General features: G+C 58.0%; 14 protein-coding genes and 4 tRNA genes. 6 read left to right on the top strand and 12 right to left on the bottom strand.

The features are described 5' to 3' along the window. Positions 1 to 190: 190 nt before the first annotated feature. From JFT63_RS02590 to JFT63_RS02550, 9 genes are all read right to left on the bottom strand, one after another. Positions 191 to 463 (bottom strand): HU family DNA-binding protein, encoded by a 273-nt coding sequence (locus JFT63_RS02590; protein ID WP_057700536.1) that lies wholly within the window; start codon positions 461 to 463, stop codon positions 191 to 193. Positions 464 to 611: 148 nt separating this feature from the next. After that, complete coding sequence (gene lon / locus JFT63_RS02585) at positions 612 to 3,008, bottom strand: endopeptidase La (protein ID WP_186561711.1); 2,397 nt, start codon at positions 3,006 to 3,008, stop codon at positions 612 to 614. A gap of 188 nt (positions 3,009 to 3,196) precedes the next feature. Then, positions 3,197 to 4,480, bottom strand: a complete 1,284-nt coding sequence (gene clpX, locus JFT63_RS02580; protein WP_003238279.1) for an ATP-dependent Clp protease ATP-binding subunit ClpX — start codon at positions 4,478 to 4,480, stop codon at positions 3,197 to 3,199. Between the two features lie 112 nt (positions 4,481 to 4,592). Next, positions 4,593 to 5,228, bottom strand: coding sequence for an ATP-dependent Clp endopeptidase proteolytic subunit ClpP (clpP, locus tag JFT63_RS02575; protein ID WP_005789297.1), 636 nt, complete (start codon positions 5,226 to 5,228; stop codon positions 4,593 to 4,595). A gap of 91 nt (positions 5,229 to 5,319) precedes the next feature. Next, a complete protein-coding gene (tig, locus tag JFT63_RS02570) occupies positions 5,320 to 6,630 on the bottom strand; it encodes a trigger factor (RefSeq protein WP_057700538.1) in 1,311 nt (436 codons plus the stop codon). A 401-nt stretch (positions 6,631 to 7,031) separates the two neighbouring features. Beyond that, positions 7,032 to 7,107, bottom strand: a tRNA-His gene (locus tag JFT63_RS02565). A 76-nt stretch (positions 7,108 to 7,183) separates the two neighbouring features. Then, positions 7,184 to 7,268 (bottom strand) — tRNA-Leu (locus JFT63_RS02560). Between the two features lie 57 nt (positions 7,269 to 7,325). After that, positions 7,326 to 7,401 (bottom strand) — tRNA-His (locus JFT63_RS02555). A gap of 32 nt (positions 7,402 to 7,433) precedes the next feature. After that, positions 7,434 to 7,510: transfer RNA gene (locus JFT63_RS02550), tRNA-Arg, on the bottom strand. A gap of 275 nt (positions 7,511 to 7,785) precedes the next feature. On the opposite strand from JFT63_RS02550, the gene folD reads away from it, so the two are divergent. Further along, positions 7,786 to 8,640, top strand: coding sequence for a bifunctional methylenetetrahydrofolate dehydrogenase/methenyltetrahydrofolate cyclohydrolase FolD (folD, locus tag JFT63_RS02545; RefSeq protein WP_078803388.1), 855 nt, complete (start codon positions 7,786 to 7,788; stop codon positions 8,638 to 8,640). Between the two features lie 217 nt (positions 8,641 to 8,857). Here folD and JFT63_RS29940 read toward each other — a convergent pair whose 3' ends face one another. Further along, positions 8,858 to 9,745, bottom strand: a complete 888-nt coding sequence (locus tag JFT63_RS29940) for a fimbrial protein (protein WP_198843388.1) — start codon at positions 9,743 to 9,745, stop codon at positions 8,858 to 8,860. A gap of 784 nt (positions 9,746 to 10,529) precedes the next feature. On the opposite strand from JFT63_RS29940, the gene pbpG reads away from it, so the two are divergent. After that, positions 10,530 to 11,453, top strand: a complete 924-nt coding sequence (gene pbpG, locus JFT63_RS02535; RefSeq protein ID WP_044274651.1) for a D-alanyl-D-alanine endopeptidase — start codon at positions 10,530 to 10,532, stop codon at positions 11,451 to 11,453. 116 nt (positions 11,454 to 11,569) lie between these two features. Here pbpG and JFT63_RS02530 read toward each other — a convergent pair whose 3' ends face one another. Next, a complete protein-coding gene (locus JFT63_RS02530; RefSeq protein WP_198843387.1) occupies positions 11,570 to 12,235 on the bottom strand; it encodes a peptidase C39 family protein in 666 nt (221 codons plus the stop codon). Positions 12,236 to 12,569: 334 nt separating this feature from the next. On the opposite strand from JFT63_RS02530, the gene JFT63_RS02525 reads away from it, so the two are divergent. Beyond that, positions 12,570 to 12,731, top strand: a complete 162-nt coding sequence (locus tag JFT63_RS02525; protein WP_164692270.1) for a hypothetical protein — start codon at positions 12,570 to 12,572, stop codon at positions 12,729 to 12,731. Here the strand turns inward: JFT63_RS02525 and JFT63_RS02520 are convergent. Then, the gene (locus JFT63_RS02520) at positions 12,728 to 13,138 is read right to left on the bottom strand and encodes a PA0061/PA0062 family lipoprotein (protein ID WP_198843386.1); all 411 of its coding nucleotides are present in this window, start codon (positions 13,136 to 13,138) and stop codon (positions 12,728 to 12,730) included. The two genes, JFT63_RS02525 and JFT63_RS02520, sit on opposite strands and share 4 nt — an antisense overlap. Positions 13,139 to 13,344: 206 nt before the next feature. Here JFT63_RS02520 and JFT63_RS02515 point away from each other — a divergent pair, with 206 nt between their 5' ends. Genes JFT63_RS02515 through JFT63_RS02505 form a run of 3 tightly spaced genes read left to right on the top strand, consistent with a single transcriptional unit; the run spans position 13,345 to position 19,124 of the window. Further along, complete coding sequence (locus tag JFT63_RS02515; protein ID WP_198843385.1) at positions 13,345 to 16,566, top strand: efflux RND transporter permease subunit; 3,222 nt, start codon at positions 13,345 to 13,347, stop codon at positions 16,564 to 16,566. After that, positions 16,556 to 17,725, top strand: a complete 1,170-nt coding sequence (locus tag JFT63_RS02510; RefSeq protein ID WP_198843384.1) for an efflux RND transporter periplasmic adaptor subunit — start codon at positions 16,556 to 16,558, stop codon at positions 17,723 to 17,725. Before JFT63_RS02515 ends, JFT63_RS02510 begins: the two co-directional genes overlap by 11 nt. Next, on the top strand, positions 17,709 to 19,124 hold the full coding sequence (locus JFT63_RS02505) for an efflux transporter outer membrane subunit (RefSeq protein ID WP_198843383.1): 1,416 nt from the start codon (positions 17,709 to 17,711) through the stop codon (positions 19,122 to 19,124). Before JFT63_RS02510 ends, JFT63_RS02505 begins: the two co-directional genes overlap by 17 nt. Positions 19,125 to 19,216 lie beyond the last annotated feature (92 nt).

Here is a 19,216-nt window from a genome sequence, read left to right as displayed (position 1 = left end):
TGGAGCGTGGGTAGAATCCGGATAGAAGAAAGGCGCATCCGAGGATGCGCCTTCTCGTAACTGGCGGAGCGGACGGGGGCTTGAATTCTCACCCCCGGCGTGGCGACCCGATGGATACGTGGGTCAGCTACCGCTCCGCGGCCAGGTCGGACGTGCGTCCGGCCCGGGTAAGCAAAGGCTTGATCGAAGCTTAGTTAACGGCTTCTTTCAGGGCTTTACCGGCTTTGAAACCTGGTTTCTTGGCAGCAGCGATTTGCAGTGCTTTGCCAGTCTGTGGGTTACGACCAGTGCGAGCTGGGCGGTCAGTCACAGAGAAAGTACCGAAGCCTACCAGTACCACGGAGTCGCCAGCCTTCAGAGCGCCAGTGACGGATTCGATTACTGCGTCCAGCGCACGGCCAGCAGCAGCTTTCGGGATATCAGCGGATACGGCGATAGCATCAATCAGTTCCGACTTGTTCACTCTAAGTCCCCTTATATATCTATTGAGTATGATTCTAAGTTTTTTGGTGAAAGCAAAAACCAGTGCTGGGTGGCCTACAGACACTTAAGAGCCGCTTTATAACAAGGGCTCTAAAAAGCTGTCAAGGAAGCCCCCAGGCTTTAACACATTAATGCGTGCTAATTCTTTCCTTGGAATCTGACTCGCGTTTTTCGTCCTTCGCGACTATCTCCGGAGCTACATCCGGCAAGGGTTCCGGCGCGTATTGCAGCGCAATTTGCAGGACCTCGTCAATCCATTTAACCGGTTTAATCTGAAGATCCTGCTTGATGTTGTCAGGAATTTCCTTCAAGTCGCGAACATTCTCTTCAGGAATGATCACCGTCTTGATTCCACCTCGGTGTGCCGCAAGCAGTTTCTCTTTCAGACCACCGATGGCCAGTACCTGACCACGCAGGGTAATTTCCCCGGTCATTGCGACATCGGCGCGCACCGGAATGCCAGTCAATGCCGACACCAGCGCCGTGCACATGCCTACGCCCGCGCTAGGGCCGTCCTTCGGAGTCGCCCCTTCCGGCATATGGATATGGGTGTCGTGCTTCTCGTGAAAGTCCAGAGGAATGCCCAGGCTTCGCGCGCGGCTACGCACCACAGTCTGCGCGGCGGTAATGGATTCGACCATTACGTCGCCGAGGGAGCCGGTTTTGATCAACTGGCCTTTGCCCGGAATCACCGCAGCTTCGATGGTGAGCAATTCGCCACCCACCTGGGTCCACGCCAGGCCAGTCACCTGCCCGACCTGATCCTGCTGCTCGGCCAGGCCGTAACGGAATTTTTTCACACCCAGGAAGTGCTCCAGGGAGTCAGCCACCACTTTCACCGAGAAACGTTTCTCCAGGGCGTGTTCCTTGACCGCCTTGCGGCAAATCTTCGCGATCTGGCGCTCCAGGCCCCGTACGCCGGCCTCGCGGGTGTAATAACGCACGATGTCGCGGATCGCCTCGACCTCAAATTCGATCTCACCCTTCTTAAGGCCATTGGCCGAAATCTGCTTGGGCGCGAGGTATTTGACGGCGATATTGATCTTCTCGTCTTCGGTGTAACCCGGCAGACGAATCACCTCCATCCGGTCCAGCAAGGCTGGCGGAATGTTCATGGAGTTGGACGTGCACAGGAACATTACGTCAGACAAGTCGTAGTCGACTTCCAGGTAATGGTCGTTGAAGTTGTGATTCTGCTCGGGGTCGAGTACTTCAAGCAGCGCCGAGGCAGGATCGCCACGCATATCACTGCCCATTTTGTCGATTTCATCGAGCAGGAACAGCGGGTTGCGCACGCCCACTTTTGTCATCTTTTGAATCAATCTTCCTGGCATCGAACCGATGTAAGTACGGCGATGACCACGGATTTCCGCCTCGTCACGCACCCCGCCCAGGGCCATGCGCACAAACTTGCGGTTAGTGGCACTGGCAATCGACTCGGCCAGGGAGGTTTTACCCACACCCGGTGGGCCGACCAGGCACAACACCGGACCACGGATCTTTTTCACGCGCTTTTGCACGGCGAGGTATTCGAGGATGCGCTCTTTGACTTCTTCAAGACCGTAGTGGTCGGCATCGAGGATTTCTTCGGCGCGGGCCAGATCCAGGCGTACCTTGGTCTGGGCCTTCCACGGCACCTGCACCAGCCAATCGATGTAGGAGCGCACCACGGTGGCTTCGGCCGACATAGGCGACATCTGCTTGAGCTTGTTCAGCTCGGCAGTGGCCTTGGTCAAGGCGTCCTTGGGCAGGCCAGCGGCATCAATGCGCTTTTTCAGCTCTTCGATTTCGTTGTGGCCTTCCTCGCCGTCGCCGAGTTCTTTCTGAATGGCCTTCATCTGCTCATTCAGGTAGTACTCACGCTGGCTGCGCTCCATTTGCTTTTTCACGCGGCCACGGATGCGTTTTTCTACCTGCAACAGGTCGATTTCGCCATCCAGCAGCGCCAACACATGCTCGACACGGGCCGACAGGTCGATGATTTCGAGGATGTCCTGCTTCTGCTCGATTTTCAGCGCCATGTGCGCGGCCATGGTATCGACCAGGCGGCTTGGCTCATCAATGCTATTGAGGGAAGACAGGACTTCAGCCGGGACTTTCTTGCCCAACTGCACATACTGCTCGAACTGCGAGAGCAGGCTGCGCACAAACACTTCGGATTCGCGCTCGGCAGCTTCGACTTCTTCGATCAGTGCCACTTCGGCGCGCAGGTGGCCGTCCACCTCCATGAAACGCTCAACCGCACCACGTTGCTCGCCTTCCACCAGCACCTTGACGGTGCCATCCGGCAGCTTGAGCAGTTGCAGCACAGTGGCAATGGTGCCGACGCGATACAGGGCATCTTCACCCGGATCATCATCAGCAGGATTCTTCTGGGCCAACAGCAGGATCTGCTTGTCGCCCGTCATCGCGGCCTCGAGGGCTTCGATAGACTTCTCGCGCCCCACGAACAGCGGGATAACCATGTGCGGATAGACGACGACATCACGCAACGGCAGGAGAGGCAATTCGATGGTTGTCTTCATGATTTCGCCTCTATGACAGTTGATAAGTAAGCATGAAACCAAGATGGGGGTTACATGCAAAAAAAACAAGCTCAATGCCAGTAGTTAAACGCATGAATACACGCGAATTTAACCACCGCACCAAGAAAACGCCCCAAAAAACAAGGGGCCCCTAAAGGCCCCTTGCTTGTACCGCAGCTGCTGAACGCTTACGCGTCTGGCGCAGCCTTGGCCGTCGGCTCACTGTTTTCGTAGATATACAGTGGCTTGGACTTGCCTTCGATAACGCTTTCGTCGATCACCACTTTGCTCACCTCAGACTGCGAGGGGATTTCGTACATGGTGTCGAGCAATACGCCTTCCAGGATCGAACGCAGGCCACGTGCACCGGTCTTGCGCTCCAGTGCCCGCTTGGCCACCGATTTGAGCGCGTCGGTACGGAACTCGAGGTCCACGCCTTCCATCTCGAACAACTTGGCGTATTGCTTGGTCAGGGCGTTCTTCGGCTCGGTGAGGATCTGAATCAAAGCCGCCTCATCCAACTCATCCAACGTCGCCAGGACCGGCAGACGGCCAACGAATTCCGGGATCAGACCGAACTTGACCAAATCGTCAGGCTCGACTTCACGCAGGGACTCGCCCACCTTCTTGCCTTCTTCCTTGCTGCGCACTTCCGCACTGAAACCAATGCCGCCACGGGTGGAGCGCTGCTGGATAACCTTCTCCAGGCCGGAGAACGCACCGCCACAAATGAACAGGATGTTGCGCGTATCAACCTGAAGGAATTCCTGCTGCGGGTGCTTGCGGCCGCCTTGTGGCGGTACGGAAGCAACCGTGCCTTCGATCAGTTTCAACAGGGCCTGCTGCACGCCTTCACCGGAAACATCCCGGGTGATCGATGGATTGTCGGACTTGCGCGAAATCTTGTCGATTTCGTCGATGTAGACAATACCCATCTGGGCCTTCTCTACGTCGTAGTCACATTTTTGCAGCAGCTTCTGAATGATGTTCTCGACATCTTCGCCTACATAGCCAGCCTCGGTGAGGGTGGTGGCGTCGGCGATGGTGAACGGAACGTTCAGCAGGCGAGCGAGGGTTTCCGCAAGCAAGGTTTTACCCGAGCCTGTAGGACCGATCAGCAGGATGTTGCTCTTGCCGAGTTCGACCTCGTCGCCTTTCTTGTCACGCTGGTTCAGGCGCTTGTAGTGGTTGTACACCGCTACGGCCAGAACCTTCTTTGCACGCTCCTGGCCAATAACATATTGGTCAAGGATGCCGCTGATTTCTTTAGGCGATGGGAGTTTGTGCGCACTGCTCTCGGCCTGGGCTTCCTGCACCTCCTCGCGGATGATGTCATTGCACAGGTCGACGCATTCGTCGCAGATAAACACCGAGGGGCCGGCAATCAATTTGCGTACTTCATGCTGGCTTTTGCCACAGAAGGAGCAATAGAGCAGCTTGCCGTTGTCCTCGCCGTTGCGGGTGTCAGTCATTCGTTCGATCCAAATCCGATAGGCTTGCAACACAAGATGAAGGCTTATGCGGGCTTTTTCAAGCCCGCCAGTGGTCGGACATGCCGACCAGCCCTATTTTGAGCGGCTTATATTAAGCGGGGCGCTTTTCGATCACTGCGTCGATCAACCCGTATTCACGGGCAGCTTCTGCGCTCATGAAATTATCACGGTTGGTATCGCGCTCGATTTCTTCCAGTGTGTGCCCGCTGTGCTTGGCCATCAGCGTGTTCAGACGCTCACGAATAAAGAGGATTTCCTTGGCATGGATTTCGATGTCCGATGCCTGCCCCTGGAAACCGCCCAATGGCTGGTGAATCATCACGCGTGAGTTAGGCAGGCAGAAACGCTTGCCTTCGGCGCCCGCTGTCAGCAGGAACGCGCCCATGCTGCAAGCCTGGCCGATACAGGTAGTCGACACATTTGGCTTGATGAACTGCATGGTGTCGTAGATCGACATCCCTGCGGTCACCGAACCACCTGGCGAGTTGATGTAAAGATGGATGTCCTTGTCCGGGTTTTCCGCTTCAAGGAACAGCAATTGCGCACAGATCAGGTTAGCCATGTAGTCCTCTACCGGGCCAACCAGAAAGATCACTCGCTCCTTGAGCAGGCGCGAGTAGATGTCGTAGGCGCGTTCGCCACGAGCGGACTGCTCGACAACCATCGGGACCAGGCCGCCAGCGGCCTGGATATCAGAGTTCTGCTGAATATAGGAATTACGGAACATGCTCTGCAGTTACTCCCAAATAGTCATGTCTTGAAAACGCATAAGCCAGCGCGAGGCTGGCTTATGGTTGAATTTCCAACGAGTTGGACAATCAGTCGGCTTGTGCTGCTTCCGCCGGTTTGACTGCTTCTTCGTAAGAGACCGCTTTATCGGTCACCTTAGCCTTCTGCAGAACAGTATCCACAACTTGTTCTTCAAGCACAACCGAACGTACTTCGTTCAGTTGCTGGTCATTCTTGTAGTACCAAGCCACGACCTGCTCAGGCTCCTGGTAGGCCGAAGCCATTTCCTGGATCATTTCGCGAACACGGTCTTCGTCAGGCTTGAGGTCGAACTGCTTGACCACTTCAGCCACGATCAGACCCAGCACAACGCGGCGCTTGGCTTGCTCTTCGAACAGCTCGGCCGGCAGTTGGTCAGGCTTGATGTTGCCACCAAACTGCTGAACAGCTTGTACGCGCAGGCGATCCACTTCGTTGGACAGCAGAGCCTTTGGCACTTCGATCGGGTTGGCGGCCAGCAGACCGTCCATGACCTGGTTCTTGACCTTGGACTTGATGGCCTGGCGCAGCTCACGCTCCATGTTCTTGCGAACTTCGGTGCGGAAACCTTCGATGCCGGTTTCCTTGATACCGAATTGAGCGAAGAACTCTTCGTTCAGCTCTGGCAGCTTAGGCTCGGAAACGCTGTTGACGGTCACGGTGAACTCGGCGGCTTTGCCGGCCAGGTCCAGGTTCTGGTAGTCCGCCGGGAATTCCAGGTTCAGAACGCGCTCTTCGCCGGCCTTGGCGCCAACCAGACCGTCTTCAAAGCCCGGGATCATGCGGTTGGAACCCAGCACCAGCTGGGTGCCCTTGGCGGAGCCGCCAGCGAACACTTCGCCGTCAACCTTGCCAACGAAATCGATGTTCAGTTGGTCTTCGTTCTGGGCAGCACGCTCGGTCACTTCAAAGCGAGTGTTCTGCTTGCGCAGGATTTCCAGCATGTTGTCCAGGTCCGAATCAGCCACTTCGGCGCTCAGACGCTCGATTTCGATACCTTCGAAACCAGCCACTTCGAATTCCGGGAACACTTCGAATACAGCAACGTATTCCAGGTCCTTGCCAGCTTCCAGAGACTTGGGTTCGATCGAAGGCGAGCCAGCCGGGTTCAGCTTTTGCTCGACAACCGCTTCGTAGAAAGAAGCCTGGATCACGTCACCTACAGCTTCCTGGCGCGCATCGGCACCAAAACGACGCTTGATTTCGCTCATCGGCACTTTGCCTGGACGGAAACCAGCGATCTTGGCCTTCTGGGCAGTCTGCTGCAGACGCTTGTTGACCGCAGTCTCGATACGCTCTGCCGGCACGGTGATGCTCATGCGGCGCTCGAGAGCAGTAGTATTTTCAACAGAAACTTGCATGGATATTCCTCGTTGCACAGACGTTAGCCGGCCATTTCCGACCCCAATCAAGGGCATGCATTCTAGTGGGTCAAACTCAAGAAGTCACCCTACTGAAAATACAGCGGAAAACAGCCGACAATTTATCGGTACGAAGGCACGGATGCACCTCGCCCCGGTGACAAATACAGCCAAATTGCGCCAGGGCTCTGCGCCGCCCCTCTCTATATATAGAAGGAACAACCATTCATCTCCCTGACGGCCCGCCCTGCGAACAGAACAGGCAAGCAGCGCGGCATCATCGAGATACACAAATACGACGATACGCCCTGCCGGGGCAGCCCAGCACCTGCAACTACCCAATCTCAAACCGCCAAAACCAAAAAAGGCGCCAGACTGTTAAATCTGGCGCCTTTCGAATATGGGGTGGACGAAGGGGATCGAACCCTCGACAACGGGAGTCACAATCCCGTGCTCTACCAACTGAGCTACGCCCACCATATTGCGTTAACAAAGAAACCAAACCACTTCTTTGTTGAGCCCTGCCCGCCTGACGACCGGCAAAAGCTTTAATTGGTGCGGATGAAGAGACTCGAACTCTTACGCCTCGCGGCGCTGGAACCTAAATCCAGTGTGTCTACCAATTCCACCACATCCGCGCTTGAAACTCTTAAAGCAAAGGCGCCAGACTGTTAAATCTGGCGCCTTTCAGAATATGGGGTGGACGAAGGGGATCGAACCCTCGACAACGGGAGTCACAATCCCGTGCTCTACCAACTGAGCTACGCCCACCATATAGCGCTACTTGTGCCAAAGCTGCCTAATGGCGCACCCGGCAGGACTCGAACCTGCGACCATCCGCTTAGAAGGCGGATGCTCTATCCAGCTGAGCTACGGGCGCCTTATTAATCTGTACTCTTGGAGGATTACAAACTAAGTGCTTCCAGCCTTGCAGTACAACTATTCTGCTCGACCTTCTTAACCAGTGCTAGGCTGTGCCCGACAAGTGCGACGAATAGTATAGATGCCCCGGAAACCCGTCAAATCTTTTTTGAAAAAAACTGATTTTATTTAAGGGGTTAGGGCAATTTGCAGACCAAGCGCCTTTGCCCTCGCGCCTTGGCATGCGAGAATGCGCGCACTTTTCTTCCCCCTCTCGATGGTTAATCACGCGTAATGACTGCACAACTTATCGACGGCAAATCAATCGCCGCCAGCCTGCGCCAGCAGATCGCCAAACGAGTCACCGAGCGCAGCCAGCAAGGCCTGCGCACGCCTGGCCTCGCGGTGATCCTGGTCGGCAGCGATCCTGCCTCTCAGGTTTATGTCTCGCACAAGCGTAAAGACTGTGAAGAGGTCGGCTTTATTTCCAAGGCCTACGACTTGCCTTCGGACACCACTCAACAGGCCCTGACCGACCTGATTGACAGCCTCAACGATGATCCGCAGATGGACGGCATCCTGCTGCAACTGCCACTGCCTGAGCACCTGGACGCCTCCAAACTGCTGGAGCGCATCCGCCCGGACAAAGACGTCGACGGTTTCCACCCTTATAACGTCGGCCGCCTGGCCCAACGCATTCCCCTGCTGCGTCCATGCACCCCTAAAGGCATCATGACGCTGCTGGAAAGCACCGGTGTCGACCTGTATGGTCTGGACGCCGTCGTGGTGGGCGCATCGAATATCGTCGGTCGCCCGATGGCCATGGAACTGCTGCTCGCCGGCTGCACCGTGACCGTCACCCACCGCTTCACCAAGGATCTGGCCGGCCACGTCGGCCGCGCTGACCTGGTGGTAGTCGCCGCCGGCAAGCCGGGCCTGGTCAAGGGTGAGTGGATCAAGGAAGGTGCCATCGTCATCGACGTGGGCATCAACCGCCAGGAAGACGGCAAGTTGGTGGGCGACGTGGTGTATGAAACCGCCCTGCCCCGTGCAGGCTGGATCACACCAGTGCCAGGCGGTGTCGGGCCGATGACCCGGGCCTGTCTACTGGAAAACACCTTATATGCCGCCGAAACCCTGCACGGTTAATAACCAGGCGTAATGAAAAAGCCCTGCCTTAGCGCAGGGCTTTTTATCACCTCAGAAAAATTGTTTTTTTCTTAGTTTTTAAGTACGCCTTCGGGGCGCAATGGCCGAGGCGCAGATCCCACTCAGTGATGGCTGAAGCCTTGCCAACTCAAGGAATAGCGCGCCGTAAAGATACTACTGCACCCCCTCCCACCGTCCGAGCCAAGAATTCATACTTTCATAGATACGTCATGACAAAAGTCAACTCAGTATCAGCTGTACCCGATATTAATGGCTCTCCCATTAATCGAGAATACGTCGCATGAAACGGGATATCGAAATTTGTGAGACCAGAAGTAAAGCCATCTACACGGTAGCTGTTGCCAAAAACAACAGCACCGCCATTCTCCCGTGTAATCCTGAGTCCAACTCCTCGGGCAGTAGATCCTCGATTAAGTGAAACCACGCCTTTACTTTGATCGAGCACTGGGGTAGCTGGCAAGAAACTGTATTTAACAATAGCCACACTATCATCACACTCACTCAACTTAATACTAAACGGAACGGCTTTACTCTCTCCACTGTCCAAATCAGATGAAACATACACCCCCATATTCACCGCTATAAACTCTGGAGTGCTGCAAGACGAAACAATAGGGCGACTTCCATTTCTAATTTTAATATTGGCGAGCAATCCGAGCGTATTCCCATACCCAGAGCCACCGCGCACCATACCAATAATGCCTGTCGGCACAACAGTATCATTAGTAAACTCTCCAGTCTTGACCAAGTATAGAGTAAATGCACCAGGCCCCAGCGCGTAGATAGTATTTGGCATCAAGCCTGGGCCATAAGGGCGAGTTGCAATGCCTTCAACCTCCGGAGAGCCGGACAAACGAATTCTCCATGATAAACTTTTGCTCCCCAATAGAGGGAAGGTGTTTTCGTTCCCATGCGCAGACGCAGGACCATCCTGAATCCCGATTGAATGAGTTATTTTTTTACATAGAAAAAGAACCTCTCCGGCAGAAATCGTTTCCTCATAGATAACTGTCCCCACAGGTACATCTCTGCCTACCTGAAGATTGTTTGAGCCATTGAATACCAATTCCAAAGGCACGCTCACTGGGCTATTTCCACACCTAGGAGTTTCGCCCCCAAATGACGAATCAGATAAAACCAGCAACGACACCAACATTATATTTGATACCCGTGCGCCTACCCCCCTAAATATAGAGCTTACAAACCACTCGCACTTCTTCATCATAACTCCACATACATTTCAGTCGCGCATATCACCACGATGATTTTACCTGCGACATAAGATGATCCTTAAATTTGCAGCCCTTTCTAGATCCAGCTATAGAATCTGCACCTTTTTTCCGCTCTCCTCGATGCTAGCCTGCGGGCTACAATGCATAGGCTTTTCATTCGCGCCCTAAGCGAAAGGCGTCTCGGAGAGCACCATAGCGGCGCGGGTGGCTGACGCGCCTCGCTGGACAGCAGCGGGATCGCCGCAGGCGGTGATGGCGAACGCTTGGGCCTTGCCAATGTCTGGGCTGCGACGCCTCCATGCCGGGTCGGATAAAACCGCGGCGGAACCTGCGCAGGCATGGATTCTAAATGGTCGCGTAGGCATGCCTGCATAGGGCATCTACTGCCACATGACAGGTAATGCGGTTGAGGCCCGATGCAAAATGGCTTTCGGCAACCACGGACCGTCAGAAGTTGGAAAGCTTGAGCGCGCAGTGATGGGTACAAAATCGGTACAACCCCAACCAATCATCGGCTTACAGCCTTTATTTAAGGCTCTCTATCGCTTTCTGATCCATACTCCTAAAATGTAACGTCATTTGTCATAAAGCCCGTTCCACAACGGTATTTCCTTACATTTTAGCGAGTTCATCCGCGTGAAAATTCGTCTCTCTATTGTCAGCCTGTTTTTCGCTTTGACAGGCACCTTTGCCCACGCCGCCGAAACCACCCTGGCCCCGCGTGACGCCTCCAAGCTTCAAATCGCCTCCGGCAGCGCCATGCTGGTCGACTTGCAGACCAATAAAGTCATTTATTCCAGCAACCCCGACGTGGTGGTACCCATCGCCTCGGTGAGCAAGCTGATGACCGGCCTGATCGTCCTCGAAGCCAAGCAGAATATGGACGAGTACATCGACATCAACATCACCGACACGCCTGAGATGAAAGGCGTGTTCTCGCGGGTGAAGATCGGCAGCCAGATGCCGCGCAAGGAAATGCTGCTGATTGCGCTGATGTCTTCGGAAAACCGCGCCGCTGCGAGCCTGGCCCACCATTATCCTGGCGGTTACGCAGCCTTTATCGCGGCGATGAACGCCAAGGCCAAATCCCTGGGCATGACCAGCACCCATTACGTGGAGCCCACCGGCCTGTCGATCCATAACGTGTCGACCGCCCGCGACCTGAGCAAGCTGCTGGCCTATGCGCGTAAATTCCCGATGCTGAGCCAGTTGAGCACCACCAAGGAAAAGACCGTGTCGTTCCGCAAGCCCAACTACACCTTGGGCTTCTCCAACACCGACCACCTGATCAACCGCGCCAACTGGGATATCAAGCTGACCAAGACCGGCTTTACCAACCAGGCCGGCCATTGCCTGGTGCTGGTGACGAGCATGGGCAATCGCCCGGTGTCGCTGGTGATCCTGGATGCCTTTGGCAAGTTCACCCATTTTGCCGATGCCAGCCGTATTCGTAGTTGGGTCGAGACCGGCAAAGGCGGCGCAGTGCCGGATGTGGCGCTGCGTTACAAGGCCGATAAAAACCTCAAGAATCGAGCGACCGCTACGGAAGTACGTCGATAAGCAACGATGCGTTTTTAGTGTGGGAGCGGGCTTGCTCGCGAATGCGGTGGGTCAACCTAAGCATTCAGCGACTGACACTGCGCCTTCGCGAGCAAGCCCGCTCCCACATTTGAGTTTCACTTCTTCTCTGCCAACACCTTGAGCGCTTGGGCCGCCGCTTGCTCCTGCCCCGCCTGGGCGGTGGCATTGGCCGCATCGCGCCAGCGCTGCGCGTCCACATCGGCCGGCAACTGGCTCGGGCGCTGGGTCAGGATGGCCCAATGGCCCGCGCCCTTCCACGCCGACTCGAAGTCGCTGAAGCTCATGCTCAAGCGGCGCTCATTGCCTGAGCGTAACAGCACCGTACTCTTCTGCTGGTTGAACCCCACCACCACGACATAACGCGCTCCGGACCAATAGCTGGCGTTGATCCGCGCCATCACCGGGTAACCCGCCGCTACCTGGGCCAGCACGGCGGTCAGCTTGGCGTCCAATGGGTACACCATCAGCCCGTACTCACGCGCCAGCACCTGCATGTTGCGCTCAAGGTCCGCCTCGGCGCCGGGCAGGCGCAGCGGCTTATCAAGCAAACCCGGTGTCATGACAATGCCTTGTTGCGACAGCATGCTGGCAAGTGCCGTAGGACCGCTCTGATAAGCCTCGCTGCGAAAGGTCGGCACGCCATTGAGTTCGACGCGCTCGGGCAAGCCAGGCAGTTTCGATGGAGTGTTGCTGGAACAGGCCGCCAACCCAAGGGCAACGGCCAGTAGCAAGGAAGTTTTAAGGTTCGACCGTAAGCGCAATTTTTTCACTCTCTTGATCAACTGCCGGTAAAGGCCCCGATCATAGCCCAATCGCGCTTTCTCTATCCCGTAGGAGCGAGCTTGCTCGCGAAAAACTTACAGGCGCCGGGTTTATTCAGGGAGCCTGCGTCATTGTTGACGTTTTTCGCGAGCAAGCTCGCTCCTACAGGGGGCGGCGCAAGATATCTATAGCCGACGCGCGCAATAAAGCGGTGACGATAGAGCAAAGAAGTTGGACAGACTCGACCATTGGTCAATAGCAGGCAACCGCCAGCTGACTAGACTGTCCATTGAGAAGACTGTGTGTGCCCCAGGTGGGCGAAAGGAGGCCCGAATGAGCCTTGCGACAACGATTTTCCTGTTGATCTGTGGTTGGCTGGCCGTCGCCGCCGCCATGCTGTGGGGGGTCATGCGCGTGACGCGCCGGCATCATCACCCCCACGTCAAACCTGCTGAACCCGCCGAGCCGCGCAAGGCGACGGCGCATCACGCCTAGCCAGGCATGCAATTGAAGTCCTGGGTCGCGGCAATTTCCTTGCCGTGGCCGTCCTCAAGGGACGCGCGCACCGTGGTGCCCAGGCTCGACTCCACCAGGGTGTAGTGCTCACCCGCCTTGAAATGCTTGTACTCGATGCGGCCCTGGCAGTCCTGCTGGTTGTCGTCACCCGGCTCGTCTTCAAATAAGGTCACGTCCAGGCGATGGTCCCCCGGGGTCACTTCAAAATAGCGCCCATCGTCCACGCGCTTGCCATCGACACGCTCGGCCATCAGGTCATTCGGCGCTTCTTCCTGCAGGCCGATCCAGGCTTGGCTGGGGTCCGCCTTGGGGATCGGGCCGGCGCAGGCCGACAGTAAACAGACAAAGCCAAGGACGGGAACTAACAACAGTGGCTTGTGTGACATGACAGGGCTCCAAAGGGCATGAATGAAAAAGTCGTATCCGATGGCTGACAAGCTTGATCAGCCGCCTCTCCTGGAACAAATGAATCCCTATGAAAGGATCTTCAGCCGTTAACTAAAACTTCCTTCACCTGGCTGAAAGGTGCGTGTTAGGTGGGTCGGGCAAGACTGCCGGGGTTTGCAATCCTGCTCTTCTCGGAGACTCACGCATGCTCGGGCTGGTAAAGACCGCACTGCACAAGCCGTACACCTTCATCGTGCTGGCTATATTCATCTGCATCATCGGGCCGATGGCGGCCCTGCGCACGCCCACGGATGTTTTTCCCGATATCGGCATTCCCGTGGTCGCCGTGGTGTGGCAGTACAACGGCCTGTCCCCGGACGCCATGGCCGGCCGGGTGATCTACACCTACGAACGCTCCCTGAGCACCACCGTCAACGACATCGAACACATCGAGTCGCAATCGTTGCCCGGCATGGGCATCGTCAAGATCTTCTTCCAGCCTGGCGTGGATATCCGTACCGCCAATGCCCAGGTCACGGCGGTATCACAAACCGTGCTCAAGCAAATGCCACCGGGCATCACCCCGCCGCTGATCCTCAACTACAGCGCCTCCACGGTGCCGATCCTGCAAATGGCGTTCTCCAGCCCCAGCCTTTCGGAAGCCAAAATTCGCGACCTGGTGCAAAACAATATCCGCCTGCCTTTGAGCGCCCTCCCCGGCCTGGCCATGCCCACGCCGATGGGCGGCAAGCAACGGCAGATTACGCTGGACCTCGACCCCCAAGCCCTGGCCGCCAAAGGCTTGTCGGCCCAGGATGTGGGCAATGCCCTGGCGCTGCAGAACCAGATTATCCCGGTGGGCACCGCCAAGCTGGGGCCCAACGAATACACGATCCTGCTCAACAACAGCCCCAAGGCTATCGATGAGCTCAACGACCTGCCGATCAAGACCGTTGACGGTGCGCTGATCACCATCGGCCAAGTGGCGCATGTGCGCGACGGTTCACCGCCGCAAACCAACATCGTGCGGGTCGACGGCCATCGCGCCGTGCTGATGCCGGCGCTGAAAAACGGCAGCATTTCCACGCTGTCGATCATCGACGGTATCCGGCAGATGCTGCCGCGCATCAACGAAACCCTGCCGCCTTCATTGAAAACCTCGCTGCTGGGCGATGCCTCGGTGTTCGTCAAGCAGTCGGTGGGCAGCGTGGCCCAGGAAGGCATCATTGCCGCGTTGCTCACCAGTGCGATGATCCTGCTGTTTCTCGGCAGTTGGCGCTCGACCTTGATCATCGCCGCCTCGATTCCCCTGGCGGTGCTTTCGGCCATCGCGCTGTTGGCCGTCAGCGGTCAAACCCTCAACGTCATGACGCTGGGCGGGCTGGCGTTGGCCGTGGGCATCCTGGTGGATGACGCCACGGTGACCATCGAAAACATCAACTGGCACCTGGAACAAGGCAAGGCGGTGAAGACTGCAATTCTCGACGGCGCCGCGCAAATCGTCGGCCCGGCGTTCGTCTCGCTGTTGTGCATCTGCATCGTGTTCGTACCGATGTTTTTGCTGCAAGGCATCGCCGGTTACCTGTTCCGGCCCATGGCGTTGGCGGTGATCTTCGCCATGGCCAGTTCGTTCATTCTCTCGCGCACCCTGGTGCCGACGCTGGCGATGTTTTTGCTCAAACCGCATAGGCCGGAGTCAGGCGCAGGGCATCATCCGGAAGATGCATTCATCAACCACCACGAGGGCGAACAGCACCTGAAACCACGTAATGCATTGCTGCAATCGGTGCTGAATTTTCAGCAAGGGTTCGAGCGGCACTTTTCCAATGTCCGCGACACCTACCATGGCCTGCTGACGCTGGCACTGGGCGCACGCAAGCGCTTCATTATCGGGTTCCTGGCCTGCGTACTCGCGTCGTTCCTGCTGTTGCCGAGCCTGGGCCAGGACTTTTTCCCGGCCACCGATGCGGGTGCCCTGGCGCTGCATGTGCGCTTGCCCCTGGGCACGCGCATTGAGGAAAGCGCCGCGGCGTTCGACCGCATCGAAGCGCGGATCCGCGAGGTCATCCCCGCCGAAGAACTGGACACCATCGTCGACAATATTGGCATTCCGCTCAGCGGCATCGACATGGCCTACAGCAGCAGCGGCACCATCGGCCCGCAGGACGGTGACATCCAGGTCAGCTTGAAAGCGCACCACGCACCCACCGCCGACTATGTGAAAAAATTGCGCCAAGCCCTGCCGCAAAGCTTCCCCGGCAGCCACTTTGCGTTCCTGCCCGCCGACATCAGCAGCCAGATCCTCAACTTCGGCGCACCCGCCCCGCTGGACGTCAAAATCTCCGGGCGCAGTGACGCAGAAAACCGCGCCTATGCCATCGAGCTTGAACGGCGCTTGCAGCATGTACCGGGGATTGCCGACCTGCGTATCCAGCAGTCCACCGGCTACCCCTCGCTGCAAGTAAACGTGGACCGTATGCGCGCCAATGGCCTGGGCATTACCGAGCGTGATGTCACCAACAGCATGGTCGCCTCCCTCGCCGGCAGCTCGCAAACCGCGCCGACCTTCTGGCTCAACCCGGCCAACGGCGTGTCTTACTCCATCGTCGCTGCCACCCCGCAATATCGTCTCGACAGCCTGCCGTCCCTGGAAGCGCTGCCGGTGACCGGTGCCAATGGCCAGGCGCAAATCCTCGGCGGCGTGGCGACCATCTCCCGGGTACAAAGCCCGGCCGTGGTGACCCACTACAACATCGAACCGACCCTGGACCTGTACGCCAACGTGCAAGGCCGCGACCTCGGCGGCGTCGCCCGCGATGTGCAAAAAGTGCTGGATGACACGGCGTCCATGCGTCCCAAAGGCGCGACCATCAGCCTGCACGGGCAGATCGATGCGCTGCATGAGGCGTTCAGTGGTTTGAGCTTCGGGCTGCTCGGCGCGGTGGTGCTGATCTATCTGCTGATCGTGGTCAACTTCCAGTCATGGGCTGACCCCTTTGTGATCATCACGGCGTTGCCGGCAGCACTGGCGGGCATCGTATGGATGCTGTTTCTCAGCGGCACCTCGTTGTCGGTACCGGCACTCACCGGCGCCATCTTGTGCATGGGCGTGGCGACCGCCAACTCGATCCTGGTGGTGAGCTTCTGCCGTGAGCGCCTGGCCGAACACGGCGATGCGTTGAAAGCCGCGCTGGAAGCTGGCTACACACGCTTTCGCCCGGTGTGCATGACCGCCCTGGCAATGATCATCGGCATGCTGCCCCTGGCGATTTCCGAGGAGCAGAACGCCCCGCTCGGCCGGGCGGTCATCGGAGGCCTGGTCTTCGCCACCGTCGCCACTTTGTTGTTTGTTCCCGTGGTCTTCAGCCTGGTCCACGGCCGTCATCCTACTCGCGCAACTGCTGGAGAAACGCCCCATGTCGCCTGATCAAAAACCCTCGCGCAAGCGTCTGATGGTCCTGGGTGTCGGTGGCCTGACGTTGGCTGCCCTGTTAGTCGCCAGCGGCCTGCACGCGCGTACGCTGCACGAGCAATCGGTCACCGCCTGGACCGAAGCCGCCGCCGTCCCCCAGGTGATGGTGTTCCAACCCAAGCCAAACGCCGCCGGTGACACCCTGCGCCTGCCCGCCCACCTGGAGGCATGGAGCAAGGCGGCGATCCATGCGCGGGTGAGCGGCTACTTGAAGGACTGGAAAGTCGACATCGGCGCCCAGGTCAAGGCCGGGCAACTCCTCGCCGAAATCGACAGCCCCGACCTCGACCAACAACTGGCACAGGCCCATGCCCGCCTGATCCAGCAACAAGCCAACGCACGCCTGGCAGCCACCACGGCGACCCGCTGGCAAAACCTGCTGGCCAGCCATTCGGTATCGCGCCAGGACGCCGATGAGAAAACCTCCAACGCCGCAGCCGCCAAGGCCAACACCGAAGCCGCCGCAGCAGACTATGCGCGACTGTGCGCCCTGGAAAGCTACAAGAGCTTGCGCGCGCCGTTCGCCGGCACCATCACCGCCCGCAACACGGACATCGGCCAGTTGATCAAGGCCGATAACGCCAGCGATCCGGAACTGTTCAACATTGCCGACACCCACCAATTGCGCTTGTACGTGCCGGTGCCGCAGAACTATGCAGCGGTCATTCATGCGGGCCTCGAGGCCGAACTGACCGTCCCCGAGCACCCCGGTGAGCACTTCAAGGCGCGCCTGATCGGTGACTCCACCGCCATCGACCGCCGCTCCGGCACCCTGCTCGCCCAGTTCGTCGCCGACAACCCCAACGGCGAACTGCTGCCGGGCGATTACGCCGAAGTCACCCTGCCGATTCCGGCTGATACCCATGGCGTAAGCATCCCGGCCAGCGCCTTGATCTTCCGCGCCCAGGGCACCCAGGTTGCGGTACTGGACGGTCGCAACCATGTGCACCTGCAAGACATTCATATTGGCCTGGACCTCGGCGAGCGCCTGGTGATCGACCAGGGCTTGAAGCCTGCTGACCGCATCATCGACAACCCGCCCGACGCCCTGCGCGAAGGCGACCCGGTGCAACTGGCCGACGCCTCGGGAGGTGCCCATGCGCCCAAGGCTTAAGCCACTGGCGGCGTTGATGCTGCTGGCGTTGCAGGGTTGCTCGATGGCACCCACCTATACAGTGCCGTCGATTGACCTGCCCGCGAACTACCGTGAACAAACCAGCGATGGCCCCTGGCACAGCGCGCAACCGTCGGACCAATTGGCGCCCCAGTGGTGGCAGCTTTACCACGATTCGCGCCTGAACGCGCTGCAACAGCAACTGCTCAAGGCCAACCCGGACCTGGCCGCGGCGCTGGCGCACTTCGATGCGTCCCAGGCCTATGCCAGTCAACTGCACGCGGGCCTTTTCCCGCAAATCACCGCCAGTGCGCAACCGCTGCGCCAGCGTCAATCGGATTCACGACCGTTACGCGGCACTACACAGCCGTCGGTGTACAACAGCAATACCGCTGGGTTCTCCCTGGGTTACGACCTCGACCTGTGGGGTAGAGTCCGCAACCAGGTCGCTGCAGGCGATGCCCAGGCGCAAGCGTCCTTTGATGATCTGGCGGTGGTGCGCCTGAGCCTGCAACAGCAGTTGGCGAGCCTGTATGTGCAGCTCAATGGGCTGGATGCGCAAAGCAGGATACTCAATAGCTCACTGGAGGAATTCAGCCAGGCGCTCCAACTGACCCGCAGCCGTTATGAAGGCCAGATTGCCTCGGAACTGGACTTGACCCGCGCACAAAACCAACTGGCCGAAGCCAAGGCACAGCTGGATGAAGTGCGTGGGCAACGCAACTTGACCGAGCATGCAGTCGGTGAATTGGTGGGCGTGACGGCCAGTGAATTTTCACTGCCGCCCAGCTCGCAGTTAATGGCGTTGCCCGGCATTCCAGCGCAGTTGCCCAGCCACCTGCTGCAGCGTCGCCCGGACATTGCCGCCGCTGAACGCCGCGTGTTTGCAGCCAACGCGACTATCGGCGTGGCCAAGGCAGCGTGGTTTCCGGATTTCAGTTTGACCGGTGTGCTGGGCGGGCAGACCCAAGGCGTTGGCAACCTGCTGTCCGCCGGCAACCGGTATTGGGCGTTGGGGCCACTGATGAACCTGCCGATCTTCGACGGCGGGCGCTTGAGCGCCAATGAGCGCCAGGCAAAAGCCGAGTTCGAGGAGGCCTCGGCACAGTACCGTAGCCACGTATTGAAAGCCGTGCGCGAGGTGGAAGATAACCTCGCGCAACTGCGGGATCTGCAGCAGCAAGCCGAGGACGAGCAAGCGGCGGCAGAGGCGGCGCAACATACCCAGGCCTTGGCGATGAACAGCTATCAGGCCGGGGCGGTGAGTTACCTGGACGTGGTCACCGCCCAAACCGCCGCCTTGCAGGCACAGCGAACGTTGCAGGCGGTGCAGACCCGGCAGTTGCAGGCGAGCGTGGGACTCTTGACCGCACTCGGCGGCGGCTGGCAGCCGAGTTAATACCCTGTAGGAGCGAGCTTGCTCGCGAAAAACCCACAGACGCTGCGTTTTTTCAGGAAGCACGCGTTATCGTTGGCGTTTTCGCGAGCAAG

It is taken from the genome of Pseudomonas sp. MF7453 (assembly GCF_016405455.1).
Lineage (GTDB): Bacteria > Pseudomonadota > Gammaproteobacteria > Pseudomonadales > Pseudomonadaceae > Aquipseudomonas > Aquipseudomonas paralactis.
This window is presented reverse-complemented; position numbering and strand designations above follow the sequence as displayed.